The organism is Brevibacillus nigriterrae, assembly GCF_049846925.1.
GTDB lineage: Bacteria > Bacillota > Bacilli > Brevibacillales > Brevibacillaceae > Brevibacillus_H.
Genome location: NZ_JBNCMT010000021.1, coordinates 74,124 through 96,791 on the forward strand (window position 1 = coordinate 74,124; position 22,668 = coordinate 96,791).

A 22,668-nucleotide genomic window follows, 5' to 3' on the forward strand; every position below is an offset into this window, starting at 1 on the left:
CGGTAAATAAAGTAAGAGATACGGAAGCTTGTGCGGAAAGTGCGGAAAATAGATTTGAAAAGAATGAACATGTAAAAAGGTATATGGAAAATGAGGGGATTGCACAAACTGCAACCCCCTTTTTACTTTTTACCTCGCCTTCCCCATGCGGAAGATCATTCCTTGCCTCTAACATTGGGGTTGCAAATGCTTCTGAGGGCAAAAAAATTCTATTAATTGACTTCTCAAAAGATGCTGGAAGCTTATCGTATGTCAACCCTTCAATTGAAGAAGAAAGTAATGGTTGGATTCGGTATGAGACGAAACTTGTTCCTTATCTAACCATTATTGTCATGAGTGAAAATAACATGGCCACTGTTGATGAAGTGATTAAGCAAGTACTCTTCTGGTCGGAAAATTATGCAATGGTACTGGTAGACGTACCTTGGGAACATCCGTGGCGAGAGCGATTATGTAGTATAGGAAAACCAATTGCAATTGTTGATTCTGATTACCATCACTGGGTTCAGTGGGAAAGGGCAACGAGATGGAGTGGAGAGGTTTGGCTTAATCAATCTGAAATTGACATGACTCCCCTCATTCAAGAGGTTTGGGGGGTCACACCAAGTCGGATGTTTCCTACTTTTCAACAGGCCAAAAAAAGCTTGTATCGAGGACGACCATTGGCATTGGAAGAAAACATGAGAGAGAACTTTTTATTACCTCATGACTGGTTCCAATGAGAAAAAAGGAGTTGAGATAAATGTTAGCGTATGCTCAGCGTATCTTAAAAAATTGGAAAAAAGAAGAGGATCATATCGTTATCAATGCGTTAGAGGGAAAAGATACGAAGAATGGACATCATGTTAGGGTGCTTCTAATTAAGGATTATCCTCCTGCAATATTAGCTGGTTACTTGGATGATCTAGATGAAATTGCTAAAAAAGAGGGAGCAGTGTTACGTAAAACCGTTCGGTATGCTCCTGCCCAAATTCGATTCAATTGGGCAATGAAAAATAAAATGAAACGATTGAAGCGAAGTATTGATGCTGCTACTGATACTGACCCTGCTCGAAAAGAAGAAATAGACGCTTACCAGACGATTGTTTCATTAAGAGACTCTCAAACGAATCATTCATCGAAACTCATTGATTTTTGGACGTTCCTAACTATTTCTGCTGAAAAGAAGCATCAACTTGAAACGGTTACTCGTGCATTTAATGATTGGTTCGACCACATGGAAGCAAAATTGGATGACCTAACAAAAGAACAAATCGAAGCAATGCGACAAACTAGTATTGTGTCAGATCCACATACAGATGCAGCAGAATTTTTCACTAAGCATCATTATGGACGAGTTATTACTGACTCGGCTGCCGCTCGAACCTTCCCTTTTACTAACGGCAGTATTTCCGATACAGATGGTGTATATTTTGGTCGTAGAGCGGAAGATGGAAGCTTTGTTTTCATCAATTTATGTGATCCTCATAATCCCCACGCTCAAAATATTACGGTCTTCGGTAAAACTGGCGAGGGAAAGAGTTTTTTTATGAAGGCATTAGCCATCAGTTTACTGGAAGAAGGCGTGTACGTATTTGCTTTTGACTTGACAGGTGAATGGCAAGATTTATGTACAGAAGCTGGAGGTGTGTACATCGATCATACTTCCGAAAATGGCCGCTATTTTGAACCATTAACCATCTTTCCGAAGCTAGAGGAAATGGATGCTCATTGTGTGAGCTATAACAAATTGAGATACCATCGAGCGCAAGAAAACTCTGTCCGCACGCTAAGCCTTCTTACAGAGGGATTATCAAAAGGGGAATTATTCCTCGTAGGAAGAGCCATACGAAAGACTTTTGAGGATGCTGGAATTTACAAGAATGAACCAGAGACTTGGGATCATACTGAGCAAGAGACAAGACCAACAATCCATAAATTGTATAACAATATTTGCTCTCTTGAGGTAAGTGAGCAAGATAAGAAACACCAGGAATCTCTGATCGATAAATTACGATTGTACTTTGATGAGGAAGGAATCTACTACGGAATTTTTAGGGAGGAAGAGAAACAAACATTCTTAAACAATCCGCTTGTCATCTTCAAGGTTGGTCATGGGGTATTAAGTGAGCAAAATAAAGACGACGAGCGATCCAAACAAGCACAACTGAAGATGTCCATGGCCTTCGACTTCGTTAACGCAAACCTGCAATATCTTAAGTTGCAAGGAGTAAGTTTCTCTGCTGTATTTGTGGATGAGGGCCAGCGTCAACTTAAAAATGCGGAGTTGCGTGCTACCGTTTTTGAATGGTATACATCAATTCGCCACGCAAATGGGATGATGATACTTGGTTCAAATACTCCCGCAATTATGCTTGATACGGCAGAGGGTAAGGGTATGTGGGAAAATACGAGCCTTCGAGTGTATTTCTTTATGGAGCAATCGGCTGTGGATATGCTTGCACGTGATACCGATGTGCCTGCTGAAATTAGAGACAAAATCTCTGCAAACGAGAAAAGTCAAAAATATGTTCTTGAGTACCATGGGTCGTTTGATGAACTCCGAATGGATGTGCCGCCAGAGGAAGCAGCTTGCTATAAAACACGTGGCTTGCGAACAGCGTAGGTGATCCATGATGGAAGCTCAAGACGGAATGAAAGAAAAAATAAAAAAGAAGGTCAAGAACCAAGTCGGATCTCTCGTAATCATGTGGGGAGGTCCGACACTGTTTTTTGTCCTTTTTTTAATGCTCATAGTTTTTATGATTTTCTTGTTATTTTTACCTCTTCTGATTTTAGCACCAGAAAATGCGTTTCGTTCAGATGATGGCTATTATACTGGTGAAGTTCCCGAAAATGTTGATGTGGATGGAACTTCATATATCTGGCCTGTGCCTAATTTAAATCAACTGAGTACGTACTTCGGAGAGGTTCGTGATTTCGATACAGTGCCCCACAAGGGGATAGATATTATCGATCCCCGGGGGGCATCTTTTACAGCTATGCAGCCCGTTTATGCTATGGCAGCAGGGGTAGTTACCCGAGCAGGAGCTGCGGACGGTTATGGTCAGGCCATTTATATTGATCACGGTAATGGATTGCTAACAAGATATGGTCACTTAGAAGTAGGGGAGATGAGTGTATCTGAAGGCGATAACGTGGCAAAAGGGGGACTTATTGGAAGGATCGGAAAAGGTAAAGTGGGGACATCAACGGGACCACATCTCCACTTTCAGGTCGAAGAAAATGGTGATCCAGTTAACCCCTTAAAGTACGTAAAACCTCCAACTTTTATCGTTTCGGCGGATATATCCTATAAACCGATGGCTATTCCCGAAATGAAAGCATGGTTAGAAAAAAGAGACTCCGCTTTGGCGGATGAGAGGATTCTTCAGTCAATTGATAAAGCAGCTCAAGCCGAAAATGTAAGCCCATACGTGCTTATTTCTATTACTGGACAAGAACAATCGTTTGTAAAGAAAGATCATCCAAATGCGGATCAAATTATCAAGAATCCTTGGAATGTATTTGGTTGCTGGTGTTCAGGTAAGGGAGCAACCCTTACAACAGAAGAGGCTGCTCAAATCGCTGCAAGAACTGTCGCAAAGCTTGCGCAAGATTGTCCAGCAGGAATGAGTCCTTTCCAATGGATGGTATCCTCAGATAACCCACGTGGGGTGTATGCAGAAGATAGTGGTTGGTGGATTGGTGTTTCACGATTCTATAACGCTATTTTGGAAGAAATGCCTGAATAAAATTTTAATTACAAGGAGGTAAGGTGTGTGAATCAAACGGATTATTTTCTCCTGATTTTAGGTGTTGTTTTAATGGTACTGTACAGAAACCGGGATGTACAAACCGGAAGCATGAGGTTACCACCTTGGGCATGGAAAGCAATATGTGCCTTCCTAATTTTTATGGCACTTCGAAATATTAAAGATGTAATTTCGTTTTTCACGATTGAGTCAGATCAGTGGTTTCCCATAATTAAGTCCACTGCTCATGATCTCTCAGAACAACTCCGACACTTGTTTAAGGTAATGAAAGAGGGAGGTAATTTATGAAGTCACAACCTGCTTCTCCAGTTGGAATAATACAACAATTAAAAGACATAGCGTATTACATGTTGGTTGGGGGATTGGTGGTTACCTTTCTCCCATTCTCATTTTTAGAGTCTTTTCGAATGTTGGGGAAAACAGTATTACAGATAGGGATTGTTGGTATGGTTTTACTTGAAGTGTTTCCCCGTGCTTGGAAGAGCGGAGCAATCCATAAAGGCGCAAGAAAACTCTCTGCTTTACTTTGGGAGATATTTAAAAAAATGATGAAATCTCTATATTCGCTAGCACGAAAGAATAATAGAAGCAAAGGCGATGAATATTTGCAGTCAAATTTAGCTGAGCAAACAGAGCAAGCTGAGGTGGATATGTCAATCTGGCGGATTATGAAGGAAAGCATCCCTGGGACTGACAGAAAAATAAATTCTGCGCAATCGGTTGATTCGATTCAACCACCATTTTCGTATTTTCCGTTAAACCCTAAAGGGGTAAAACCAGCGTCTTTTTTGAAAGAAGAAATGGCAGAGACTATTCGAGAGGCACTTGATTTAGCTGATTTACTCCCAAAGAAAGGGGAACGAGTAACGTCTCTGGATGTTCTGAGTGTTGAGTCTGGTCCAGTATTACAAACCATATCGTTTCGCATACCTCGGGGTATCCAGTTAAGTCAACTGATTAAGAAACGAGATGACTTAGCGAACCATATGGGGTTTCTGGAGGGGTTTGATGTTATCTCTGGTAAAGAAAAAAGCTCAGCAGCATTTGTTATTCCGCAGAAAGAACGTTCATTGGTGTATGCCCGAGATGGTATGGTAAATCAAAGATTTCTGGAGTTTTGTAAAACAGCAAAACTCCCAATTTATCTCGGTACTGATTCAGTCGGAAACCCATTGTTTTTTGACCTGGCAAAAGCACCTCATTTATTGGCGGCAGGTGCCACCGGTAGCGGAAAATCTGTTTTCATTAATCTTGTGCTAACGGAACTGCTAACTCTTCGTACTCCTGATCAGGTGCAGCTCCTTCTTATTGATCCGAAGATGGTTGAACTAGGTAGGTATAATGGATTTCCCCATCTGTTGTCGCCAGTTGTTACTGATATGAGACGGGCTTCAGTTGCAATGAAAAAAGTAGTAGTTGAGATGGAACGGCGTTATGAAATGTTAGCCAAGGCTGAGGTAACAAATATTGAAGAATATAATCTTCAGGCTGCTTGCCCCCTTTCTTATATCGTTGTGGTTGTTGATGAATACGCTGATTTAATGATGGTATCACCTGGTGAGATGGAGGATGCCGTTCAAAGAATTACACAAAAAGCGAGGGCGGCAGGAATCCACCTCATATTGGCAACACAACGTCCTTCTGTTGATGTAGTAACGGGAGTCATTAAAGCAAATCTACCAAGTCGAATCGCATTTCGAATGCAAAGCCAAATTGACTATCGAACTGTACTGGATACAAATTCTCCTGATCTCTTAGGCAACGGTGATGGAACCATGATTCTTAATGGAGGTGCTTTGACCCGATTTCAGTCAGCAACCCTCTCCATTGATGTAGATGAAGTAAAGCAGCTATTAAAGCAACTAAAAGGATATTGGAAAAATTATGGTGTGGACTCACTAACATCCTCAGATTTTTGGGTAGATGAGGCTGATGAAAGTAAAGATAACTTTGATCAGCAGGAGGGGGAATGTCAAATTCTTGAGCAACAAGAGGAAGATTCACTATACAACCAAGCAACTGAGCTAGTTATCAAGGAGCAGGTTGCGTCCGCATCATTCTTACAAAGGCGACTTCGGGTTGGCTATACACGAGCAGCTAGCTTGATTGACAGGATGGAGCAGGACGGGATTGTCAGTAAATACATAGGAGAAGCACCAAGGGAGGTATTAATAAAGTCATTGGCAGAGATAAAAGTTGTCGAGGAAAATTTAGAATTAAAAAATGAGACTATAATTATCCCCGAAGATCAGCCAATTGATCAAGGAGGGAAGGGGATTTTGGAAAATGATCCTACAGACTGGATCGCAAGGAGATTAAACCTGCCTTCAACTGATCTACTTGTTAGAGTAGCTGTAACAATCAAGGAAAAAGGGCTTGTAATTCCTCAAATTATTGTAGAAGAGATACCAGGGCTTTCGATTCAAAAAGCACAGATCATGATTAGGCAACTTGAAGATATCGGAATGATAGAAGATCACCCATCACTGGGAAAAAGGATTCGGTGGATTAATGAACATCTGGATGTACCAGATCGTCCTAAGTTGACCCAAAAACATTATTACTAAGAATAGTATAGATATTCGGGTATTGAATCGGGTATTGCTACGGTTTTTTAAACGGGTATTGAATCGGGTATTGCTACGGGGATAGTGTGGGTATTAAATCGGGTATTGCTACGGGAAAGGAATTTGGAGATGAATTGAAAAGGTTGATGTAGCAATGGTTTCAATGACTGAAATCAAATATTTTTAACGATGAGGTGGGGGAATGGGCACATCGCTGCAATCTTTATCTGGACGTGATCGACAATATCTATCTGTGATTGGTGATTTTCAATATGTGACAGGTAAGATGTTACCTGACTTTTTTCAAGTCGGTACTCGGTTTACTGAAAGTAAGCTGAAGAAACTTCGTGAAGTGGAGAGCATTCAAAAAAGCATGATATGGGGAACACCGATTCATCCTGACTCCCGTTTATCTGTCAGAAGGGGTGTTTTTTCCCTAACGGACGAAGCGAGAAAAATCTTGGGAGACAGTTATGAAGCAGTATCACCGATTATGAATATGGCTGTACATATTGCTGTCTTCGAATATGTTGCCTCTATTTCAAATGAGCTATTAATGAGAGTAAGAGGATGGAATACGGCAAAAGGTGATTTCTTTTCCCGAAGAGAGAAAAAGTATTTATTCGTCCCAGACGCTTCCTTTAAACGAGAAAATATTAATTCATATGTTTTATGTGATGATGAAAGAAAAGGAATAGAAGGATTTTTAGATCGTATATACCCTATTATTGAATATCCATTTGTAAGGGAGGTTTGCCAAGAAAGTAAGTTGATTCTCATCTGTTTTACGGAAGACAGAAGACTTCAACTGAAGAAAAGCATTCAGGGAGATGAACGATTTTCAACTATCTTGAGAGAGGTGGAGTATTTAACCTATGATGAAATTTTGCGATCCATACAAAGGAGTGTCGTAAAATGAATGTTAAATCATTAAAACAGATGGAGCGTGAAAGAGCGCTCCATCGTTCATTTGTAGACCGATTAAACATTGCCAATAAAAAATCGCCTCAAGAGGTAATGAGCAAATTACCTTTTTCCAAGCGGAAAATAACCTACCCTTTCTATTATTTACTTCGGGGGTTAAATGTCTGGTTGTATGGGTATTGGGGATTCCTACGGTCAACAGTCCTATTAGCAGGTAGCGCAATTGGTTTTTACTGGTTAGCCCCGAGCGGGCTAATCATTTTCCCGGGAGTATTATTTGGTTTTTTCATCCTGTCACTACTTTTTTCCGCAAAAAAAGAAAACCAACTTAATGAGCTAATCATTGGTGCTCGTTTACTGGATAAATGGTTAGGGGATAAGAGGTATGAAACTTGGCTTGAAATGGCTGAATACGTCAAAGAGGATCGAGCCTATCGATATGTGTATTCACAGCAATGGTTAACCCCCGAACAAGTTTTTACCTGGGCGGAAGAATCCAATACAGAAGTTCTTTATGCTGACATGATGGAAGTTACAGTTAAAGAAAAATACTCGGAGACAGTATCAATACCTAGGCAAGAAAAAAACAGCCAGGGCCAGACACGGGAATGGATCGAGCAGAAACAGGTACAGAAATTCAGATTGGTGCCGGCAAAGAAATATGTAATCTTACTTCGCAACATTGCTTCATGGAAAAGTGATGAAGAGCTGAATCAACGCATCGCTGAAAAAGAAAAGAATAAGCAGGATGAGCAACGATTACAGGGATTTATCAAATATTTTGAACATCAATTCCGAGGGATGACACCAGGGCTACATCATGAATTTGAAGATGAATGGGAGAAAACATACGTTTTCTTCCATGATGGAGGTTTGACAATTGATGATTGGAAGAAGAACAAGGGAAAAGACCGATTAAGCAGCTATCTCGGTAAAGAAGTTGTTGATATCCGCCTTAGCAAGAAATACCGACGACATATTGAAGTGGTAGTAGCAAAACAGGAACTGCCAGATGAACTTGAATTTGATCCTTCTATGGTACCAGAGGAAGATCGGTTATTTTGGGTAGGAATGAGTCATAAACCAATACTCATTGACGTTGATAAAGTACCTCATGCCATTATCGCAGCTACTACCGGTGGCGGAAAGAGTGTTTGCATGAATAACCTTGTAACTCAAGCAACGATGAGAGGGAGTCTCGTTTATTTTGCCGACTACAAGGGGGTAGAAACTTCACTTGTGAAGACAAAGGGATACCGTGTAGTAAATCGTGCGCCAGAACTTGAGACCCTTTTAAGTGACATTTTGAGAGAGTCGGAGCGACGAGGTAGATTATTTGAAGAATATGAGGCAAGGAATATACGAGATTATCGTAAAAAATCGGGGGCTATTTTACCCCGAATTTTTTTGTTTATCGATGAAGCTGCACAATTTCTTGCTGAGAAAGGTCAGCATGAAGTTGAAGCTTTATTACTTCGAACTTCACAAGAGGTACGGTTTGCTGGAATCCATATCATTTTATGCACGCAGCGACCAAGTGCTGATGTATTATCCACGGATATTCGATCTTGCTTAGCCGGTCGCATTGCGGGATATATGGATAATGTTTCTTCTAGTCAAATGGTATTAGGTAACAACTTGGCACATTCAGCTCTATCTGGAAAATTAAATACAGGTAGAATGATTATTGGTGGTGCCTATGGACTCGATTTAGAAATACAAACGCCATTCGTTGATTTGGCGGTCATGAAAGAGTTTATTCCACAATATGCATACCAGCCCCTATGATTTACCGGCCACTCTTAATCGAGTGGCCTTTTCAGTTTAAAATATGGGAGAGTGAATTTCGATGAAATCCGTAACAAGTAAGTTTGTAATAGAAAAATTGAACATAACTGAACGTACATTTCGAAACTATTGTACCCTTTTGGAGAGAAGTGGACATGCCTTTGAAAAGGATAACCAAGGAAAGCGGCTTTTCAGCCCACATGATATTCAGATCATCACAGAAATGATAACTATAAAAGAGGATCAGAAAGTATCTTTTGAAGAGGCAGCGTTAGTAGCTATCAAGAAACGAGAACAAATTCAAGGTGAAGGCGAAATAGCTGGTTACCAAACAACTGATTCTGGTGCGGAAAATAAATCATCTAATACGGAAATTGCTCAACTTATACAGGAAATTGACAGTCTACTCCTAAATCCGACTCTCCCACTACATTTATATCGGCACCCGGGTTCAGCACTGGATCAGCTTTTTAGTCAGTGGAAAGGAATTAAGGCTAAATATTCCTCGGAAAATCGGTAGTTTTTCCGCCTTTCCGCATAGCAATTCCGCATAGGTAGTTGTTACTCTCTGGACAGGAACATTAGTTCCTATAAAGAGAGGAGTGGTTGATTTATGATTGATAACATTTATTTAGAACAAGTTTTAGAAAATGATGCAGTACATTACAACCACGTGGAAGTTGAAAGACAACTAGAAGAAGACCGACCAAGGGTAAATGATTTTTTTTGTGGAGCCGGAGGGATGGGACTCGGCTTCAAACAAGCTGGTTTTGACGTAGTTGGAGCATGGGATGTCGATCGATATGCTGTGGCTACTTACAAAGAAAATGTAGGTTCTTACGTGTTACAAAAAGATATTACCGAAATGACATACCTAGATATCCCTTATGCAGAGGTTTGGACATTTGGATTTCCTTGTCAGGATCTAAGTTATGCGGGGAGAAGAGTGGGGCTAATCGAGGGAAAAAGAAGCAGCCTTTTCTTTGAGGTTATGAGACTACTTGATGAAACAATAGAAAATCAACCGGAAAATCTCCCCTATATTCTTCTAGCCGAAAATGTTAAAGGGTTAAAAACTTATCTTTCTGTTCTTGAGGAAGAGTTTGGTAAACGGGGATATTCGATGTATGCCGAGTTGTTCAATTCAAAATATTGGGGGGTACCACAAAATCGTGAACGTTATTTTGTAGTAGGTGTCAACCATGTAATTGAGGATGATTTTACGTTTCCTGAGCAAATGATAAACAACATTCCAAACCTGTCGAGTATTTTAGAGCCATATGTTGATGAGAAATACTACATCGATGATCAGAAGGCGAAAACTGTACTTACTCAAGCAATGGAAAAGGGTAACTTACGATACGTACATGCAACGGCAACACCTGATAGAATTGAGAAAAGACAGAATGGACGAAGATCAAAAAGTAATGAAGAGGTTATGTTTACATTGACTACACAAGACATTCATGGGGTGATTCTACATGCTTAATCAACAATCTGAAATATTCACCCCTGCCATTTATGTAGTTGCAAACACTCATCCGTCCGGAAAAGGAATGAATGGACAGATATATGATCCGCAAGGTATAAGTCCAACGTTGACTACAAATAAGGGGGAGGGCATTAAAATCCTTCAAGTACCTGGTAAGTATGGACAAAAAAACGGCTATATTCCAAGTACAATATCTAATACTGTTGATGCTTCTGCCTATAAAGGGTTAGGGTGTAATCAGGAAAGACCAGCAATAGTTGAGATCCAACTGCTCGGTCATATTCGTGATCAGGAACATCAAATGAATCGAGTATTTGCGGTAGATGGAGTATCACCGACACTACTAGCTAGCCATGACCAAACCAAAATTGCAGAACCGGTTGTAAGGTATCGAGTACGCAAATTAACTCCGACAGAATACGGAAGACTTCAGGGATTTCCTATGGATAATTGGAGACAGGTGGTAAGCAACACTCAAGCCTATAAACAATTTGGCAACGCCGTAACCGTTTCGGTATCAAAAGCCGTAGCGCTACAAATAAAGGAGTTCCTAAAACGTTCCAAAATAACGAAGAATAAAATTCTTCATTAGAACGAGAGTAATTAGATAATATACGGAAGGTGAAACTGAGTAAAAATTAATCATCGTTGTCCAAAGCTGATCAAGCAAAATGAAAACCCCTAGAATATGAATATTTGTGGTGAAGTTAAGTGGAATTGCCGGAAAAAGCTTTATTTTTTCCGGCTTTCCGCATTGTTTTACCGAGAATTAAACTGGTACTCTTTGGTCACAAACGACAGTTTTCGACAAAGGGGTGGCAGTGATGAATATAATTTATCAAAAGGATTGTGTTATAGGGGTTAAAGAGTTGATTTCAGCAGGATCATGTTCGTTAGTCATTGCAGATCCACCGTATAATTTAGGGTTTGCTGGAACAAAGCATACAAAAACGAAACAGACACGATTTAAGACGTTAGTAAATGATACACTCAGTCCTCAAGAATATCGAAGATTTACATTTTCATGGTTAAAAGAAGCTTACCGAATATTAAAACCTGGATGTCCAATATACATTTTTATAGATTGGAGGATGTATCCATATCTTTATCTATGGGTTCAAAAAGTAGGGTTCATAATAAAGAATTGTGTTGTCTGGGATAAGGAAAGAATGGGAATGGGCTATCACTATAGATATTCTCATGAATTCATTATCTACGGAGTGAAACCTTCAGCAAAGCCAGCTCGACGTCCAATATCTCGCTCAATTCCTGACATCTGGAAGATAAGAAAAGTGGCTCCAAACAAAACAGTGCATCCTACAGAAAAACCAGTTGAATTATATGATCGGATATTAACGGAAAGCTCGAATCCTGGGGAAAGAGTTGTTGATTTTTTTGTTGGTTCAGGGCCATTGTTTTTATCGGAATACGCTACTGAGCGGGATATTTTTGGTTTTGAGATAGATTCTATACACATTAAAACCCTTCAGGATAGATTTGCTGATCATAGCCACATTGAAATAAAAAGTGCAGCTCGTTCCACAGAAGACCATGGGGGGAATAATCTTTGAAACGATTTGTTCAAAAAGTTTATCTGCTACACGACTGTCTGTATAGTTCAAGGGATTTGATTCCTAAAAACTATTTTGACGGGAAAGACAGCGTAAAAGAGGTATACGTTGTAACGGATACACTAATAACTGAAGCAAATGCAAGTGATTATTTCTGGTATCGAACCGAAATAGAGGCTGTTCGTACTCTAAATTAAAACTCTTTGTATGGAGGTAGGACTATAGATTTCATTTCATTAGGTTGGACATTTATGTGGGTGAGTATATATGTCTCATTTAGGTGTACCTTAATGGAACAAAATAGTTTATATGGTAAAATAACAGGTAGTAGTGTCCCATATACATGTCTCGGAATAGAATTCATAAAAAGATAAAAGGGGAAGTTTATACATGGTAATTGGTTATGCAAGATCGGCAGAGATCAATGGGGATAAACTAGCAAAACAATTGCAAAAATTATTAAATGCAGGTGCAAGTGATGTTATTCAAGAGTACACAAGTGGTATTGGAGAAAAACCTGAACTCAACAAATTGCTAGAAAGAATGAGTGTAGGGGATACGCTTCTAGTATCTAATTATGAAGCTTTAGGTCGTGAGACAAGGGAAGTAACACGAATTTTAGCACTAATGAAACAAAAGGAAATAAATCTCATTATTCTCGATCAAATCGGGTCAGGTGCTTAACAATGATTTATGGATATGCTCGTGTAAGTTCTGTTGAACAAAATTTAGCAAGGCAAATTCATCAGCTCAACGAAGCCGGTTGCGAAGTAATATTTCAGGAGAAGGAGAAGGGTATATCCGAAAGGCCGGAACTAAAGAAGCTAATTCAAAACTTAAATGAAGGAGATATAATTATTGTCAGCGACCTGACTCGTATATCTCGCTCCAGTAAGGATTTATTTGAGTTAGTTGAGTTGATAAAGAGTAATGGAGGGTGTCTAAAGTCTTTAAAAGATACCTGGTTGGATACAACTTCTGAAAACCCTTACTCTGCTTTTCTACTTACTGTCATGGGTGGAGTAGCACAACTTGAAAGAGACCTGATTAGACAAAGGCAAGCAGAAGGAGTTGCTATTGCTAAGGATCAGGGGAAATATAAGGGGCGAATAAAAAAATACACAAAAAAACATGCTGGATTAAGTCATGCAATAGATTTGTATCAGGAAGGGAAGTACACAATAAAAAAAATCTGTGAAATTACAAAGATAAGCAGATCCACCCTTTATCGAGAATTAAATAACATAAATGATCAAAAACCTAGTTGCAGCTAATATAGTTCCAACGATCAGATGGGATAATATTTCGTAAAGCAAATAGATAAAGCTCCTTCGTTAGAAGGAGCTCGAACAGTAAGGCTTCTGGAGATAAGGCTGATAAAGTGAAGGTATACTGCCTTACAAAGCGTACTCCACGTATATTTGCGACAGATAACATTCTCGCTGTGCATTCGGTGGTGAATAGCCATTGCAGGATATTGAGCGCAAAACACTTCGTATAATCGGGAATTTTTCTTCAATTCGTAGACGACCGCCATCGATTGAAGAGTGTGCATTAAAACAGGCAGGACTCGTGGCGGTATCAGGAGGTTCTTGAAGTCCTTGCTCAGGAGAAATTTAGTTTCCTGCCTGAACCTGTTTCACCTGAACAAAGGTGCAAATAAGTAAAAGCATACTTTCCAACTGAGATTTAACGGAAAGAGGCAAGACTAAACCTTACCGTACGAGACATACCTCAAGGGCCTCAAATAAGTTCACTTAAACAATATTATCGAAAGCTATTTTTGGGGTGGTCTTTTCTTGGTTTTTCTAGGTCCCAACTTGTGAATACAACTTTATCATGAATATCGAGCCCTTCTATTTTTGATACTGTAGGTGAATTATACTTAATAATTTCCAAAAAATATTTGTCATCAGATTTAATATCTCTTATGTGAATGTGACCATCATTAAATAGTATCTTTATTTTCTTTATCATATGGTCATTTATTACTCCACCAATAACTAAAGGAACCTGTTGTATGATTAAGGTTTCAAGTGGGTTGTGCATAATGGGACCATTTGAACCTTGATTAAAGTACCAAGAACCATCCTCATTTTTGGTAGGATTAATTATCCCAAAATGTGCTTTATTACTAAGGATGTATGTAAAAAGAGCGTATTCTTCATTGTCTAGTTTTACTCTTTTTACTAAAGCAACATTACTAATCTTGCCTTGTGGTAGAGACATGGGACTTCGTTTTCGGTAACTAAACTCTAAATTTGAAGAGATAATTTTGGTTAGAGTCTTGTCACTAAGCTCTTTAACAAAAACTTTTGTTTTTGCAAAGGAAATCGATGGTGTAGATAAGACGCTGCTAAAGAGAATTAAAGATAAACTCAATTTTAAAAGTATGTTTAATGCTGTCATGTAATTCATCCTCCATGTTTACACTATATAAACTATTATTCCCTGGGATAAATAAATTATGTTATTGAGTAGGAAGCAACCGTTCAGTCATCTAATTTTCCAATCATAACGAAATTGTAATCTTTAGACTAACTATTAAGAAATATCCCTATTGGCCTTGTATTATTGAGGTAATATACAATGTGCCCTTTTTTTCAAATGATTAAAGTTTAGATGGCTTGCCTTGAAATAAATCATAGTGATCAGCCCCGGAAATTTCCGGATAATAACCTTGTGGATTGCATTAATTTACAATTTGCAAACGATAGGCACTTGCCATCCTTTATGGAGAACATCCTTTTGATGATCACAAATTAGGAATACACAAAAAAACAGGTCCCAAACGTTATAACTCGTTAGGGACCTGTTTTTTTAATGATAAACCTCTGAACCATCAGGTAGATATACATACCAATTTCCAGCAGTATCATTATCTGTTTGTGATGTCCATGAAAGTGTGTACTCACCAGCCGGAAAAGTTCCTATTGATAATGATTTAGCAGGATTACCATTAGTACCATAATCTGTTTGTGGCAATCTAAAAATGTAGGTTATGGCAGTTAATTTATGCAGACCCGTAGGGGCTGCATAAATTAAAAAACCACTTGCCAACATCCCTTTATCAAAATACACTCCCAGTTGGGCAAACTGACGACGGGAGGTATAGAGTTAGGAGATGCTAGCAGTGGCAGAAATTAATTATATCAGGCATGAAGCAAACAAAAAAGGGCGAGCTTATAGCAAGATTGCCAAACAAATGAATCGTGATTCGAGAACGGTTCAGAAGTATGCAGAGATGGACGATTTTAATCTACAAGTAAAGCCTAAACAAATTCGAAATGCTAGAGTCATGGAGCCTGTTAAGCCCATTCTTGATCAATGGATTAAAGAGGACTTAAACAAGAAAAAGAAGTTCCGAAGAACAGCGCAACGCTTGTTTACACAATTAGTGGATGATCACCATTTCACGGGATCATCACGTTCCGTCAGACAATATGTTTCTCAACGAAAACAACAATTAGCAGAAATAAGTGAATCTGCAGCATTGCCACTGGAGGCGAAACCAGGATCAGCTCAGGTTGATTTTGGAGAAGCACCCTTCAAATATCAGGGAGAAAGTGTTACCTTGCCGTTCCTCGTTCTCTCGTTTCCTTACAGCAACACTTTCTACTTTCAAGTTTTCCATTCTCAGAATCGAGAATGCTTTTTGGAGGGATTGAAGCGTATCTTTCACTACATAGGTGGAGTTCCAAAGGTCATTCGATTCGATAACTTATCACCAGCGGTGAAAAGGATCTTGCCGAATGGTCAGCGTGAACTGACCGAGGAATTTCAAAACTTCGTTTTTCATTATGACTTTGAATACGAGTTTTGTAATCCCGGTAGTGGCAATGAAAAAGGCCATGTAGAGGCGATGGTCAAGTATGTTCGCAACAACTTTCTGCTTCCTGAATTACAAATACATAGTCTTGAGCAACTAAACAAAACCTTCTGGGAAAAAGCAGAGAAAGATCGTGAACGACCTCATTATGTGAAGGAAATGATGCTTTCCAAATTATATTTGGCAGATAAGGAACACTTACTCCAGTTACCTGCCAAAGAGTTCGATTGTATCCGATACGAACGGGTAAAAGCAGACAAATATGGATATATTCGAGTCGATAATAAGCTGTACTCAACGTCTCCCCGCTTTGCCAAATGTACTGTTTTGGCAAAGATCTCGTTTGACCGAGTGGATATTATGACGGAAGAATATGAGCTGATCGTACAGCATTCCAGGTTGTATGGCAAAGAGCCAAAATCAGTGATTTGGCAACCCTATTTGACACTTATGGCAAAACGGCCAACGGCCATTAAATACACCAGTTTTTATGAACAGTTGCCAATTGAATGGCAAGCTTATCTCTCGAATTGCACGGTCCCGGAGAAGCAAGAAGCTCTCCAGCTACTATCCGTCATTTTAAAAGACGATGATATGAAAATACCTACGCAAGCTTTGCAGCTTGCCTCTGAGAATGGTCACCCATCCGTTGATTCTATTAAGCAAATCTACTATCAACTCATCAATGGTCGTGGGCAAAGGGATACTATTCAACCGAATGGTTTTGTTCCTGCCGTTCCATCTGCCACTAGAGGATTAGCCCATTATAATGATTTCTTTAATGGAACGGGAGGTCGTCACTAGTGGAAGTATTGATAAAAGAATACGCAAAACGTCTCAAGTTGAGTTGGGTTCGGCAACACTTCGATGAGGTTGAAGCCAAAACAAATGCAGAGTATTTACTCAAAGTATTAGAAAGTGAAATACAACAACGGGAAGCACGAAAAATCAATCTACTATTTAAACAGTCCTCCCTGCCAAGAATAGCAGGAAAGCCCTTTGAGTGGGGCCATATTCAGATGGGACAAGGTCTTACGCAGGATCATATACTTCATGGTGGATTCATAGAGGGCAAAGAAAATCTAATCTTTTATGGTGGTGTAGGTACGGGGAAAACGTACTTATCGACGCTAATTGGTCTAAATGCCATTCAGAAGCAAGGAAAAAAGATTAAGTTCTTTACTGTCGCTGGATTAGTCAATCGACTGTTGGATGCTCACGAGAACGGCTCGTTGAGCCGATTCTTCAACCAAATTGAGAAGTTAGATCTCGTAATACTCGATGAGCTGGGGTATATTCCTCTACACAAGCAGGGAGCAGAATTACTTTTCCAGATTATCTCCATGTGCTACGAAAGAAAGAGCATTATTATCACAACCAATTTACAGTTTGGCCAGTGGAATCATATATTCGGTGATCCTATTTTAACAGAGGCAGTTATTGATCGCTTGATTCATCACTCTCATTTGATCGTTTTCAATGGCGAAAGCCATCGATATAAAGAATCACTATTACACGGTAAATAATATAGGGGTTGGCAAGTGGTACATTTTTAATTGCCATTTGCTACATTTCTTACTTGCCAAAAACACCATAATCCCCTAAAAGATCTTTAACATATAACCTATTGTAGTTACTGTCATACAATTCCCAAAGTGTATGAGCTTTCTGACCAGAATGAATACCATATTGTACAACATTTGCTTTAATTGTTCCCGAACGATCTAAAACAATTTTTATAGAATCAAAGTCTCCCTCATCAGTAGGTCTAATACCCCAAGGTCCATAAGTCAAACCTTGAATAGTAATGTCTCCAGGTGTTTGTAGATCACCTTGAGGTTTAGAAACTTCTATTGAAGGATTATGTACTTGAGATTGAGCCGATGTGTTTGCAGATACGGAGGTGACTAAGCTTGTAGCCAAAAATGCTGTCAAGAGTAACATTATTCCCTTTTTCATAAACACTCTCTCCTTCATAAATATCTAAATTGACTAAGATAATTATATGAGGAATTCTATTAATTGTAAATATATTACAAAAAATATATTTGTTGGAATTAGTGAAATACTTAACAAAATATTAGAATAAGAAAAATCACTAATAGATATCCAATTGTTTACCAACAAGAGTTGTCGTCAATCGATTACCTTATCCGGGACTCAGCTCGAAATGATTACTCTGTGGAAATTACATGGTGGGAACAATACAAAGAGAGCAGGGGAAAGAATAACAGCTTCTGTGGCGTAATCAAGTGGATCGAACAACAGGCCCGGAGAATTAAGCTGGAGAACGATAAGAAGGATATTCAGTGGATTCAGATGGATAAAATTGTTGATGTGATGGCTAAGTAAAATCATATCCTCCCTCAAAAAGGTTATCTGTATTAATATCCAGGTGTTGTGTCCTTGGAAAATAACACAGATGGCCTCTTTTATTAACAGCATACTTAAATCATTATTTACAAGATAAAACTAATTACATAGTCTATTTACTAGAGAGACAATGGGAGGGCACATTGAATGGAACTAGAAAATTATAAACTCGACAATCTTGAAGTGATAAGGAAAGAGATAAAACACATTAGAATATCTAGTTGGGACGATATGGAAAGCCCCGCTATTGGGGGGATGAAGAGGTTTATTGAAAGTATTTACTCATTGAACGGCTATAAACAAAAAATTTGGTTTCATGAATTCACAAATGAAGAACCTATAAAAATACTTTATAAGATTTTGAACGGCTTAGAAGAAGAACAATTATATATTATGATGATATCCTTTGGACTCCCTGATACATATTGTGTTGAACAAAGCATAGTTGCAAAAAAATTCAATAAAACTGAAATTGAAATAAAAGAGATTATTGTAGAGGCAATTACAAAAATTAGAAATGAGAAAACCGCTCTTGAGCCAGCTTTGGTTTTTATCGATGATATGCAACGATTAGGAAAGATGACAACTAAAATTGTGAATCATAAAAATTTAATATCGGTATTTAACGTTGATGAACTTCTCACCAAAGAATATAGAAAAAATTTATTAACCCAAAAATTAAACGATATTGAAAACCTATACATTTCCGGTACCGATTCACCCGAAGGGCACTCAAGATTGATAAAGGATATTTTCGAGCCAAAACAAATCAGTAAAATTAAGGAAGAGAGCGAATTAGAAATTCAAGAGATTATTAGCGGTTTTTTTGATAAGGTATCAACCAAAAGATACTTAGCTTTAGTGCTATACTATGGCCTACATAATAAAAAACGATATGATTCTACGGTGATTGCAAAAGTACTTAATATAGACAATTTTGAATTATTTATTAAAAAATCTGTACGCCAACTTAAGCATTCATTTTATCGTGATCAATTAGTAAACCATTTAGAGTTTGAATTAACTGAAGAAGAAAAAATAACTATGGAAAAGGACCGAAAACTGCTTGATCAAGAAGAGCTAATTAAAAAACTCGAAGATAGCAGGAGGGTATGTTATTTGGTCACGTATCATGACTGTTACTCAGGAGATGTGAATGTACTAATATCGGACGAAAAGCCATCCTTGGAGGATATCACCAAGCTAACAAAAACTTTAATGAAAAGGACAGGCTTCTCTGAAGACATTATTCTAAATCATTTAATTACAAAAGATGAGATGGGAAAAACAATCGATGAGTATGGGTTTGAAGAGAAGAATACTTGTCAAAATACATTCATTACAGTTGAAGAAAAACGGATAGTTGACTGGCAAACAGAGTCAGAGTTTACTTTCAAAGAGAACTTTAAAAATCTTACACATAATGATATTTAAATTAAAACTAATCGCTTCTTTAGGCAGATGCCCATGTGATCTGAAAATATCATGTCTTCAAATTGAATAGTAAAATTTAAAACACTGGTCAAGTTACATATTCTACCAATCCACTAAAAATATAGTGTGGTATTGCCTAACCAAGGAGACTCTTTGGGAGGCAAAGACGGACAAGGACAACGATTTGCCCGGGACTAGTTGGAAACAAGACAGAATGGAATAGGAAGTTAAGAAATAGTAATTTCAATGCCAATTATGGAGATAAGTATTGTTGAACAAATAAGGTCAGTAGCCAGAGAAGGAGACTACCGGCCTTTATGGTCACGATTTAAACTCGAGTGTAAATTATTTACAGAAATATTATAAACCCTTTACACCTTTATAGAGGCAATATCCTATCTTGCCATTCAGTATGGCTTTATAGAAAACCCTTTCGTTTTCCATGGCCTTATTCACGCCACTAATCCCATACTGTTGCAGAATTCGTTTCAAGGTTATAAGTCTTTCGGGTAAAGTGAGCAGTTTTGAATAATGAGTAACATCTCGGTCTTTTCTGACCTTCCAGAATTTTTCGGGTTTTGACCACTCTTCATGCTCTACCATAATGTTTACTACTCCTGCTTTCTTCAGCATTTTATTCCATTCATCACGCTCTAAGGGAGTCGTCCCATATCTTTCGGATAATTCATCCTTTTCGATTTCAGATATTTTCTTCATCCAGATTGATTCGTGGATCACTACGGCACCGCCTGGTTTCACTACTCGTACCATTTCATTTAGAACTTTCTGTGAGTCATCCGGGATTCCCACAGCGCACTCGTTAATTACTACATCAAAGGTGTTATCATCAAAGGGTAAAGCCTGGGAATCCCCTTGCCTAAAGGAAACGCTTTTTTCTATGTCGGATAATTTAGCATTTTCATTAGCTGATTTGATCATTTTTTCAGATATATCTATTCCAGTCACTTGAACACCATATTTTTCTGCATAGAATATAGCTTGTGTTCCTCTTCCGCTGGATACATCTAAAACATGCATACCCTGCTTAAGACCTGCAATTTCTGCGGTGCGTTTTGTTAAATCAAATCCTCCAGGATGGAGTGTTTCTATTTCACTGATTTCGACCGCATCCTCAATTGTTGGTTTATGAATACCTTTTCTTTTCATCGGTATACCTCCTGTGAAATATTGGGCGTTTGATTTTGAAGTATTATTTTCAACAGCATGAAGACTTCCGAGCAGTTTCTTTTTTAATATGGTTCACCACATATGCAGAATCCGGACCAACACCTCTAATCGTGGCAGATGCATGTGACCGTTGCCATGGGAGTCCCACATAATAAAGACCTTTAACCGTAGAACTAATACCGTTGTTGTGAAGTGGAGAACCTTGGGAATCCAATGCTCCAAGGGAAGATAAGTAACTAACATCTGCCTGATAACCAGTTGCAAAAATGACGGTATCAACTTTTTCCTCAGTACCATCTGACCAAATAACTCCATTAGATGAAAAGGTTGTAAACATTTTATTTTGATTGGGCTTCTGTCTATTTATAGCCTGTTGATACTTTCCAGTATCTAAAACTCCAACTGATTTAGCGTGAAGAATCCGTTTTACTAATCCAGATTGAGAATGATCGAGACCTAATGAAGTAATCCAAAAATGAAGATCCTTACCTAAGAAAGTCTGAGGTACAAATTTTATTGGACTTTTAGTAGCGATTGTAACTTGAGCATCATTTGATAGTTCTACAGCTATTTGGACGGCAGAGTTACCAGCTCCTACAACAATAACTCTGTGGCCTTTGAAGGGAGCAGTATTTTTATAATCTTTTGAGTGAAGTATTTGCCCTTGAAATTGATCCATTCCAGAAATCTGAGGAATAAATGGGCGACTAAAACCACCGGATGCCGATATAACATGCTTCGATTCAAATGTTTCACCTGAAGACGACGTAATCAAAAACAAATCCTTTTGTTTCGAAATATCGGTTACAAAAGTGTTTGTTCGAATTGGAAAGTTAAAATGTGCAGCATAGTCTTGTAGGTATTCAATAACCTCATTGCGGGTCGGATAGTGGTTTGGATCGCCTGGAAACTCAATTTCAGGTAAAGAAGAAAATCGTGAAGGTGAAAACAGAGTTAAACTGTCATAATAGTGGGGCCATGAACCGGCTGGCGTATTACCGGCTTCAAGAATAATAAATCGAATTCCTTCTCTTTGAAGGTAGTATCCTGCAGCCAATCCTGCTTGGCCTCCACCAATTACAACACAATCAAAAATATTACTCATAGTAACCACATCCTTCGTTAAATCGTAATATAACGATATATTGACTAAAAATAATTGTAAGTTTTCACTTACAACAGTTCATTAAAAACGAGTTAAATTGTTGCATGTAATCCATAATTTTTTCGCGATTAGGGTAATAAATGACTTCTTTGCCCTCTTTTCGAGAGATGAGTATCCCGGCTCTTTTCAAAATGGCAAGTTGCTCGGATGCAGTTGATTGCCCAATCCCAACTAGTTGGGCAATTTCAGTTACTGTTAGTTCGTTTCTACTCATGAATAAAAACATGATCTCTTGTCTCTTTTCGCTAGCAAGCGCTTTTAGGAAAGGCTGAATTTCAACTCTTATCACTAGAATAACGCCCTTTCGTATCGTTATATCGTGCTTTAACGATATAATATATTTAAAAGCAATTATTGTCAATCCTATTCTAACGCCATGTCTCAAATTCTTTTAATACCCATGTAGGGATTTTCCTGACATGGGTTTTTGCGTTCTATTTTTCCTTACAATTAATATGGTTTTCACCTGATACCCGGAAAGGATGTGAATGTCAACCAAAAAGTTGACCACCGTGCTCATCAAAAAATTGACCACCATGGCAAAATATAACCACCCGCTGGGTGGGTAACTTTTTCATGATC

23 protein-coding genes are annotated in these 22,668 nt (G+C 38.5%); 18 read left to right on the plus strand and 5 right to left on the minus strand.

The annotated features are described in order from the left end of the window. The 14 genes from ACPW7N_RS16245 to ACPW7N_RS16310 all read left to right on the plus strand — a co-directional run. On the plus strand, positions 1-722 hold a 722-nt coding region (locus tag ACPW7N_RS16245; RefSeq protein WP_425652147.1), incomplete at its 5' end, for a hypothetical protein. 20 nt (positions 723-742) lie between these two features. Continuing rightward, positions 743-2,605, plus strand: a complete 1,863-nt coding sequence (locus tag ACPW7N_RS16250; RefSeq protein WP_425652148.1) for a helicase HerA domain-containing protein — start codon at positions 743-745, stop codon at positions 2,603-2,605. 10 nt (positions 2,606-2,615) lie between these two features. Continuing rightward, positions 2,616-3,734 (plus strand): M23 family metallopeptidase, encoded by a 1,119-nt coding sequence (locus tag ACPW7N_RS16255; protein WP_425652149.1) that lies wholly within the window; start codon positions 2,616-2,618, stop codon positions 3,732-3,734. A 27-nt stretch (positions 3,735-3,761) separates the two neighbouring features. Beyond that, a complete protein-coding gene (locus ACPW7N_RS16260) occupies positions 3,762-4,043 on the plus strand; it encodes a hypothetical protein (protein ID WP_425652150.1) in 282 nt (93 codons plus the stop codon). Continuing rightward, on the plus strand, positions 4,040-6,322 hold the full coding sequence (locus tag ACPW7N_RS16265) for an FtsK/SpoIIIE domain-containing protein (protein WP_425652151.1): 2,283 nt from the start codon (positions 4,040-4,042) through the stop codon (positions 6,320-6,322). Before ACPW7N_RS16260 ends, ACPW7N_RS16265 begins: the two co-directional genes overlap by 4 nt. Before the next feature lie 202 nt (positions 6,323-6,524). Further along, positions 6,525-7,241, plus strand: a complete 717-nt coding sequence (locus ACPW7N_RS16270; RefSeq protein WP_425652152.1) for a hypothetical protein — start codon at positions 6,525-6,527, stop codon at positions 7,239-7,241. Continuing rightward, positions 7,238-9,034, plus strand: a complete 1,797-nt coding sequence (locus ACPW7N_RS16275) for an FtsK/SpoIIIE domain-containing protein (protein WP_425652153.1) — start codon at positions 7,238-7,240, stop codon at positions 9,032-9,034. Before ACPW7N_RS16270 ends, ACPW7N_RS16275 begins: the two co-directional genes overlap by 4 nt. A 61-nt stretch (positions 9,035-9,095) precedes the next feature. Beyond that, positions 9,096-9,554, plus strand: coding sequence for a hypothetical protein (locus ACPW7N_RS16280; RefSeq protein WP_425652154.1), 459 nt, complete (start codon positions 9,096-9,098; stop codon positions 9,552-9,554). Positions 9,555-9,647: 93 nt separating this feature from the next. Further along, complete coding sequence (locus tag ACPW7N_RS16285) at positions 9,648-10,523, plus strand: DNA cytosine methyltransferase (protein ID WP_425652155.1); 876 nt, start codon at positions 9,648-9,650, stop codon at positions 10,521-10,523. Continuing rightward, a complete protein-coding gene (locus ACPW7N_RS16290) occupies positions 10,516-11,118 on the plus strand; it encodes a DNA cytosine methyltransferase (RefSeq protein WP_425652156.1) in 603 nt (200 codons plus the stop codon). Before ACPW7N_RS16285 ends, ACPW7N_RS16290 begins: the two co-directional genes overlap by 8 nt. Before the next feature lie 232 nt (positions 11,119-11,350). Beyond that, positions 11,351-12,097 carry a DNA-methyltransferase gene (locus tag ACPW7N_RS16295; RefSeq protein WP_425652157.1) on the plus strand — a complete coding sequence of 249 codons (747 nt, stop codon included), beginning with the start codon at positions 11,351-11,353 and terminating at the stop codon, positions 12,095-12,097. Continuing rightward, positions 12,094-12,294, plus strand: a complete 201-nt coding sequence (locus ACPW7N_RS16300) for a hypothetical protein (RefSeq protein WP_425652158.1) — start codon at positions 12,094-12,096, stop codon at positions 12,292-12,294. Before ACPW7N_RS16295 ends, ACPW7N_RS16300 begins: the two co-directional genes overlap by 4 nt. A 193-nt stretch (positions 12,295-12,487) precedes the next feature. After that, a complete protein-coding gene (locus ACPW7N_RS16305; RefSeq protein WP_425652159.1) occupies positions 12,488-12,781 on the plus strand; it encodes a recombinase family protein in 294 nt (97 codons plus the stop codon). Between the two features lie 2 nt (positions 12,782-12,783). Next, positions 12,784-13,371, plus strand: a complete 588-nt coding sequence (locus tag ACPW7N_RS16310; RefSeq protein WP_425652160.1) for a recombinase family protein — start codon at positions 12,784-12,786, stop codon at positions 13,369-13,371. Between the two features lie 493 nt (positions 13,372-13,864). Here the strand turns inward: ACPW7N_RS16310 and ACPW7N_RS16315 are convergent, their stop codons facing one another. Continuing rightward, positions 13,865-14,506 (minus strand): hypothetical protein, encoded by a 642-nt coding sequence (locus ACPW7N_RS16315; protein ID WP_425652161.1) that lies wholly within the window; start codon positions 14,504-14,506, stop codon positions 13,865-13,867. A 715-nt stretch (positions 14,507-15,221) separates the two neighbouring features. Between ACPW7N_RS16315 and istA the strand changes: the two genes are divergently transcribed. Then, positions 15,222-16,730: an IS21 family transposase gene (istA, locus tag ACPW7N_RS16320; protein ID WP_425652162.1), complete on the plus strand. Its 1,509-nt coding sequence runs from the start codon at positions 15,222-15,224 to the stop codon at positions 16,728-16,730. Then, positions 16,730-17,452 (plus strand): IS21-like element helper ATPase IstB, encoded by a 723-nt coding sequence (gene istB / locus ACPW7N_RS16325; RefSeq protein ID WP_425652163.1) that lies wholly within the window; start codon positions 16,730-16,732, stop codon positions 17,450-17,452. The genes istA and istB overlap by 1 nt, the downstream gene beginning before the upstream one ends. A gap of 49 nt (positions 17,453-17,501) precedes the next feature. Here the strand turns inward: istB and ACPW7N_RS16330 are convergent, their stop codons facing one another. Further along, positions 17,502-17,885, minus strand: a complete 384-nt coding sequence (locus ACPW7N_RS16330; RefSeq protein WP_425652164.1) for a hypothetical protein — start codon at positions 17,883-17,885, stop codon at positions 17,502-17,504. Positions 17,886-18,038: 153 nt separating this feature from the next. Between ACPW7N_RS16330 and ACPW7N_RS16335 the strand changes: the two genes are divergently transcribed. Beyond that, a complete protein-coding gene (locus tag ACPW7N_RS16335; RefSeq protein WP_425652174.1) occupies positions 18,039-18,278 on the plus strand; it encodes a YolD-like family protein in 240 nt (79 codons plus the stop codon). Positions 18,279-18,446: 168 nt separating this feature from the next. Beyond that, complete coding sequence (locus ACPW7N_RS16340; protein WP_425652165.1) at positions 18,447-19,733, plus strand: hypothetical protein; 1,287 nt, start codon at positions 18,447-18,449, stop codon at positions 19,731-19,733. Between the two features lie 360 nt (positions 19,734-20,093). Here ACPW7N_RS16340 and ACPW7N_RS16345 read toward each other — a convergent pair whose 3' ends face one another. The 3 genes from ACPW7N_RS16345 to ACPW7N_RS16355 form a co-directional block, all read right to left on the minus strand. After that, on the minus strand, positions 20,094-20,900 hold the full coding sequence (locus ACPW7N_RS16345) for a class I SAM-dependent methyltransferase (RefSeq protein ID WP_425652166.1): 807 nt from the start codon (positions 20,898-20,900) through the stop codon (positions 20,094-20,096). A gap of 49 nt (positions 20,901-20,949) precedes the next feature. Beyond that, positions 20,950-22,026: a flavin-containing monooxygenase gene (locus ACPW7N_RS16350; RefSeq protein ID WP_425652167.1), complete on the minus strand. Its 1,077-nt coding sequence runs from the start codon at positions 22,024-22,026 to the stop codon at positions 20,950-20,952. A 64-nt stretch (positions 22,027-22,090) separates the two neighbouring features. Continuing rightward, complete coding sequence (locus ACPW7N_RS16355) at positions 22,091-22,375, minus strand: ArsR/SmtB family transcription factor (RefSeq protein WP_425652168.1); 285 nt, start codon at positions 22,373-22,375, stop codon at positions 22,091-22,093. Positions 22,376-22,668: the final 293 nt, after the last annotated feature.

Coding starts and splice junctions, on each gene's coding strand:
- ACPW7N_RS16250 (WP_425652148.1), top strand. CDS start 743: ATGTTAGCGTATGCTCAGCGTATCTTAAAAAATTGGAAAAAAGAAGAG.
- ACPW7N_RS16255 (WP_425652149.1), top strand. CDS start 2,616: ATGGAAGCTCAAGACGGAATGAAAGAAAAAATAAAAAAGAAGGTCAAG.
- ACPW7N_RS16265 (WP_425652151.1), top strand. CDS start 4,040: ATGAAGTCACAACCTGCTTCTCCAGTTGGAATAATACAACAATTAAAA.
- ACPW7N_RS16270 (WP_425652152.1), top strand. CDS start 6,525: ATGGGCACATCGCTGCAATCTTTATCTGGACGTGATCGACAATATCTA.
- ACPW7N_RS16275 (WP_425652153.1), top strand. CDS start 7,238: ATGAATGTTAAATCATTAAAACAGATGGAGCGTGAAAGAGCGCTCCAT.
- ACPW7N_RS16280 (WP_425652154.1), top strand. CDS start 9,096: ATGAAATCCGTAACAAGTAAGTTTGTAATAGAAAAATTGAACATAACT.
- ACPW7N_RS16285 (WP_425652155.1), top strand. CDS start 9,648: ATGATTGATAACATTTATTTAGAACAAGTTTTAGAAAATGATGCAGTA.
- ACPW7N_RS16290 (WP_425652156.1), top strand. CDS start 10,516: ATGCTTAATCAACAATCTGAAATATTCACCCCTGCCATTTATGTAGTT.
- ACPW7N_RS16295 (WP_425652157.1), top strand. CDS start 11,351: ATGAATATAATTTATCAAAAGGATTGTGTTATAGGGGTTAAAGAGTTG.
- ACPW7N_RS16305 (WP_425652159.1), top strand. CDS start 12,488: ATGGTAATTGGTTATGCAAGATCGGCAGAGATCAATGGGGATAAACTA.
- ACPW7N_RS16310 (WP_425652160.1), top strand. CDS start 12,784: ATGATTTATGGATATGCTCGTGTAAGTTCTGTTGAACAAAATTTAGCA.
- ACPW7N_RS16315 (WP_425652161.1), bottom strand. CDS start 14,506: ATGACAGCATTAAACATACTTTTAAAATTGAGTTTATCTTTAATTCTC.
- istA (WP_425652162.1), top strand. CDS start 15,222: ATGCTAGCAGTGGCAGAAATTAATTATATCAGGCATGAAGCAAACAAA.
- ACPW7N_RS16330 (WP_425652164.1), bottom strand. CDS start 17,885: ATGAAAAAGGGAATAATGTTACTCTTGACAGCATTTTTGGCTACAAGC.
- ACPW7N_RS16340 (WP_425652165.1), top strand. CDS start 18,447: ATGGAACTAGAAAATTATAAACTCGACAATCTTGAAGTGATAAGGAAA.
- ACPW7N_RS16345 (WP_425652166.1), bottom strand. CDS start 20,900: ATGAAAAGAAAAGGTATTCATAAACCAACAATTGAGGATGCGGTCGAA.
- ACPW7N_RS16350 (WP_425652167.1), bottom strand. CDS start 22,026: ATGAGTAATATTTTTGATTGTGTTGTAATTGGTGGAGGCCAAGCAGGA.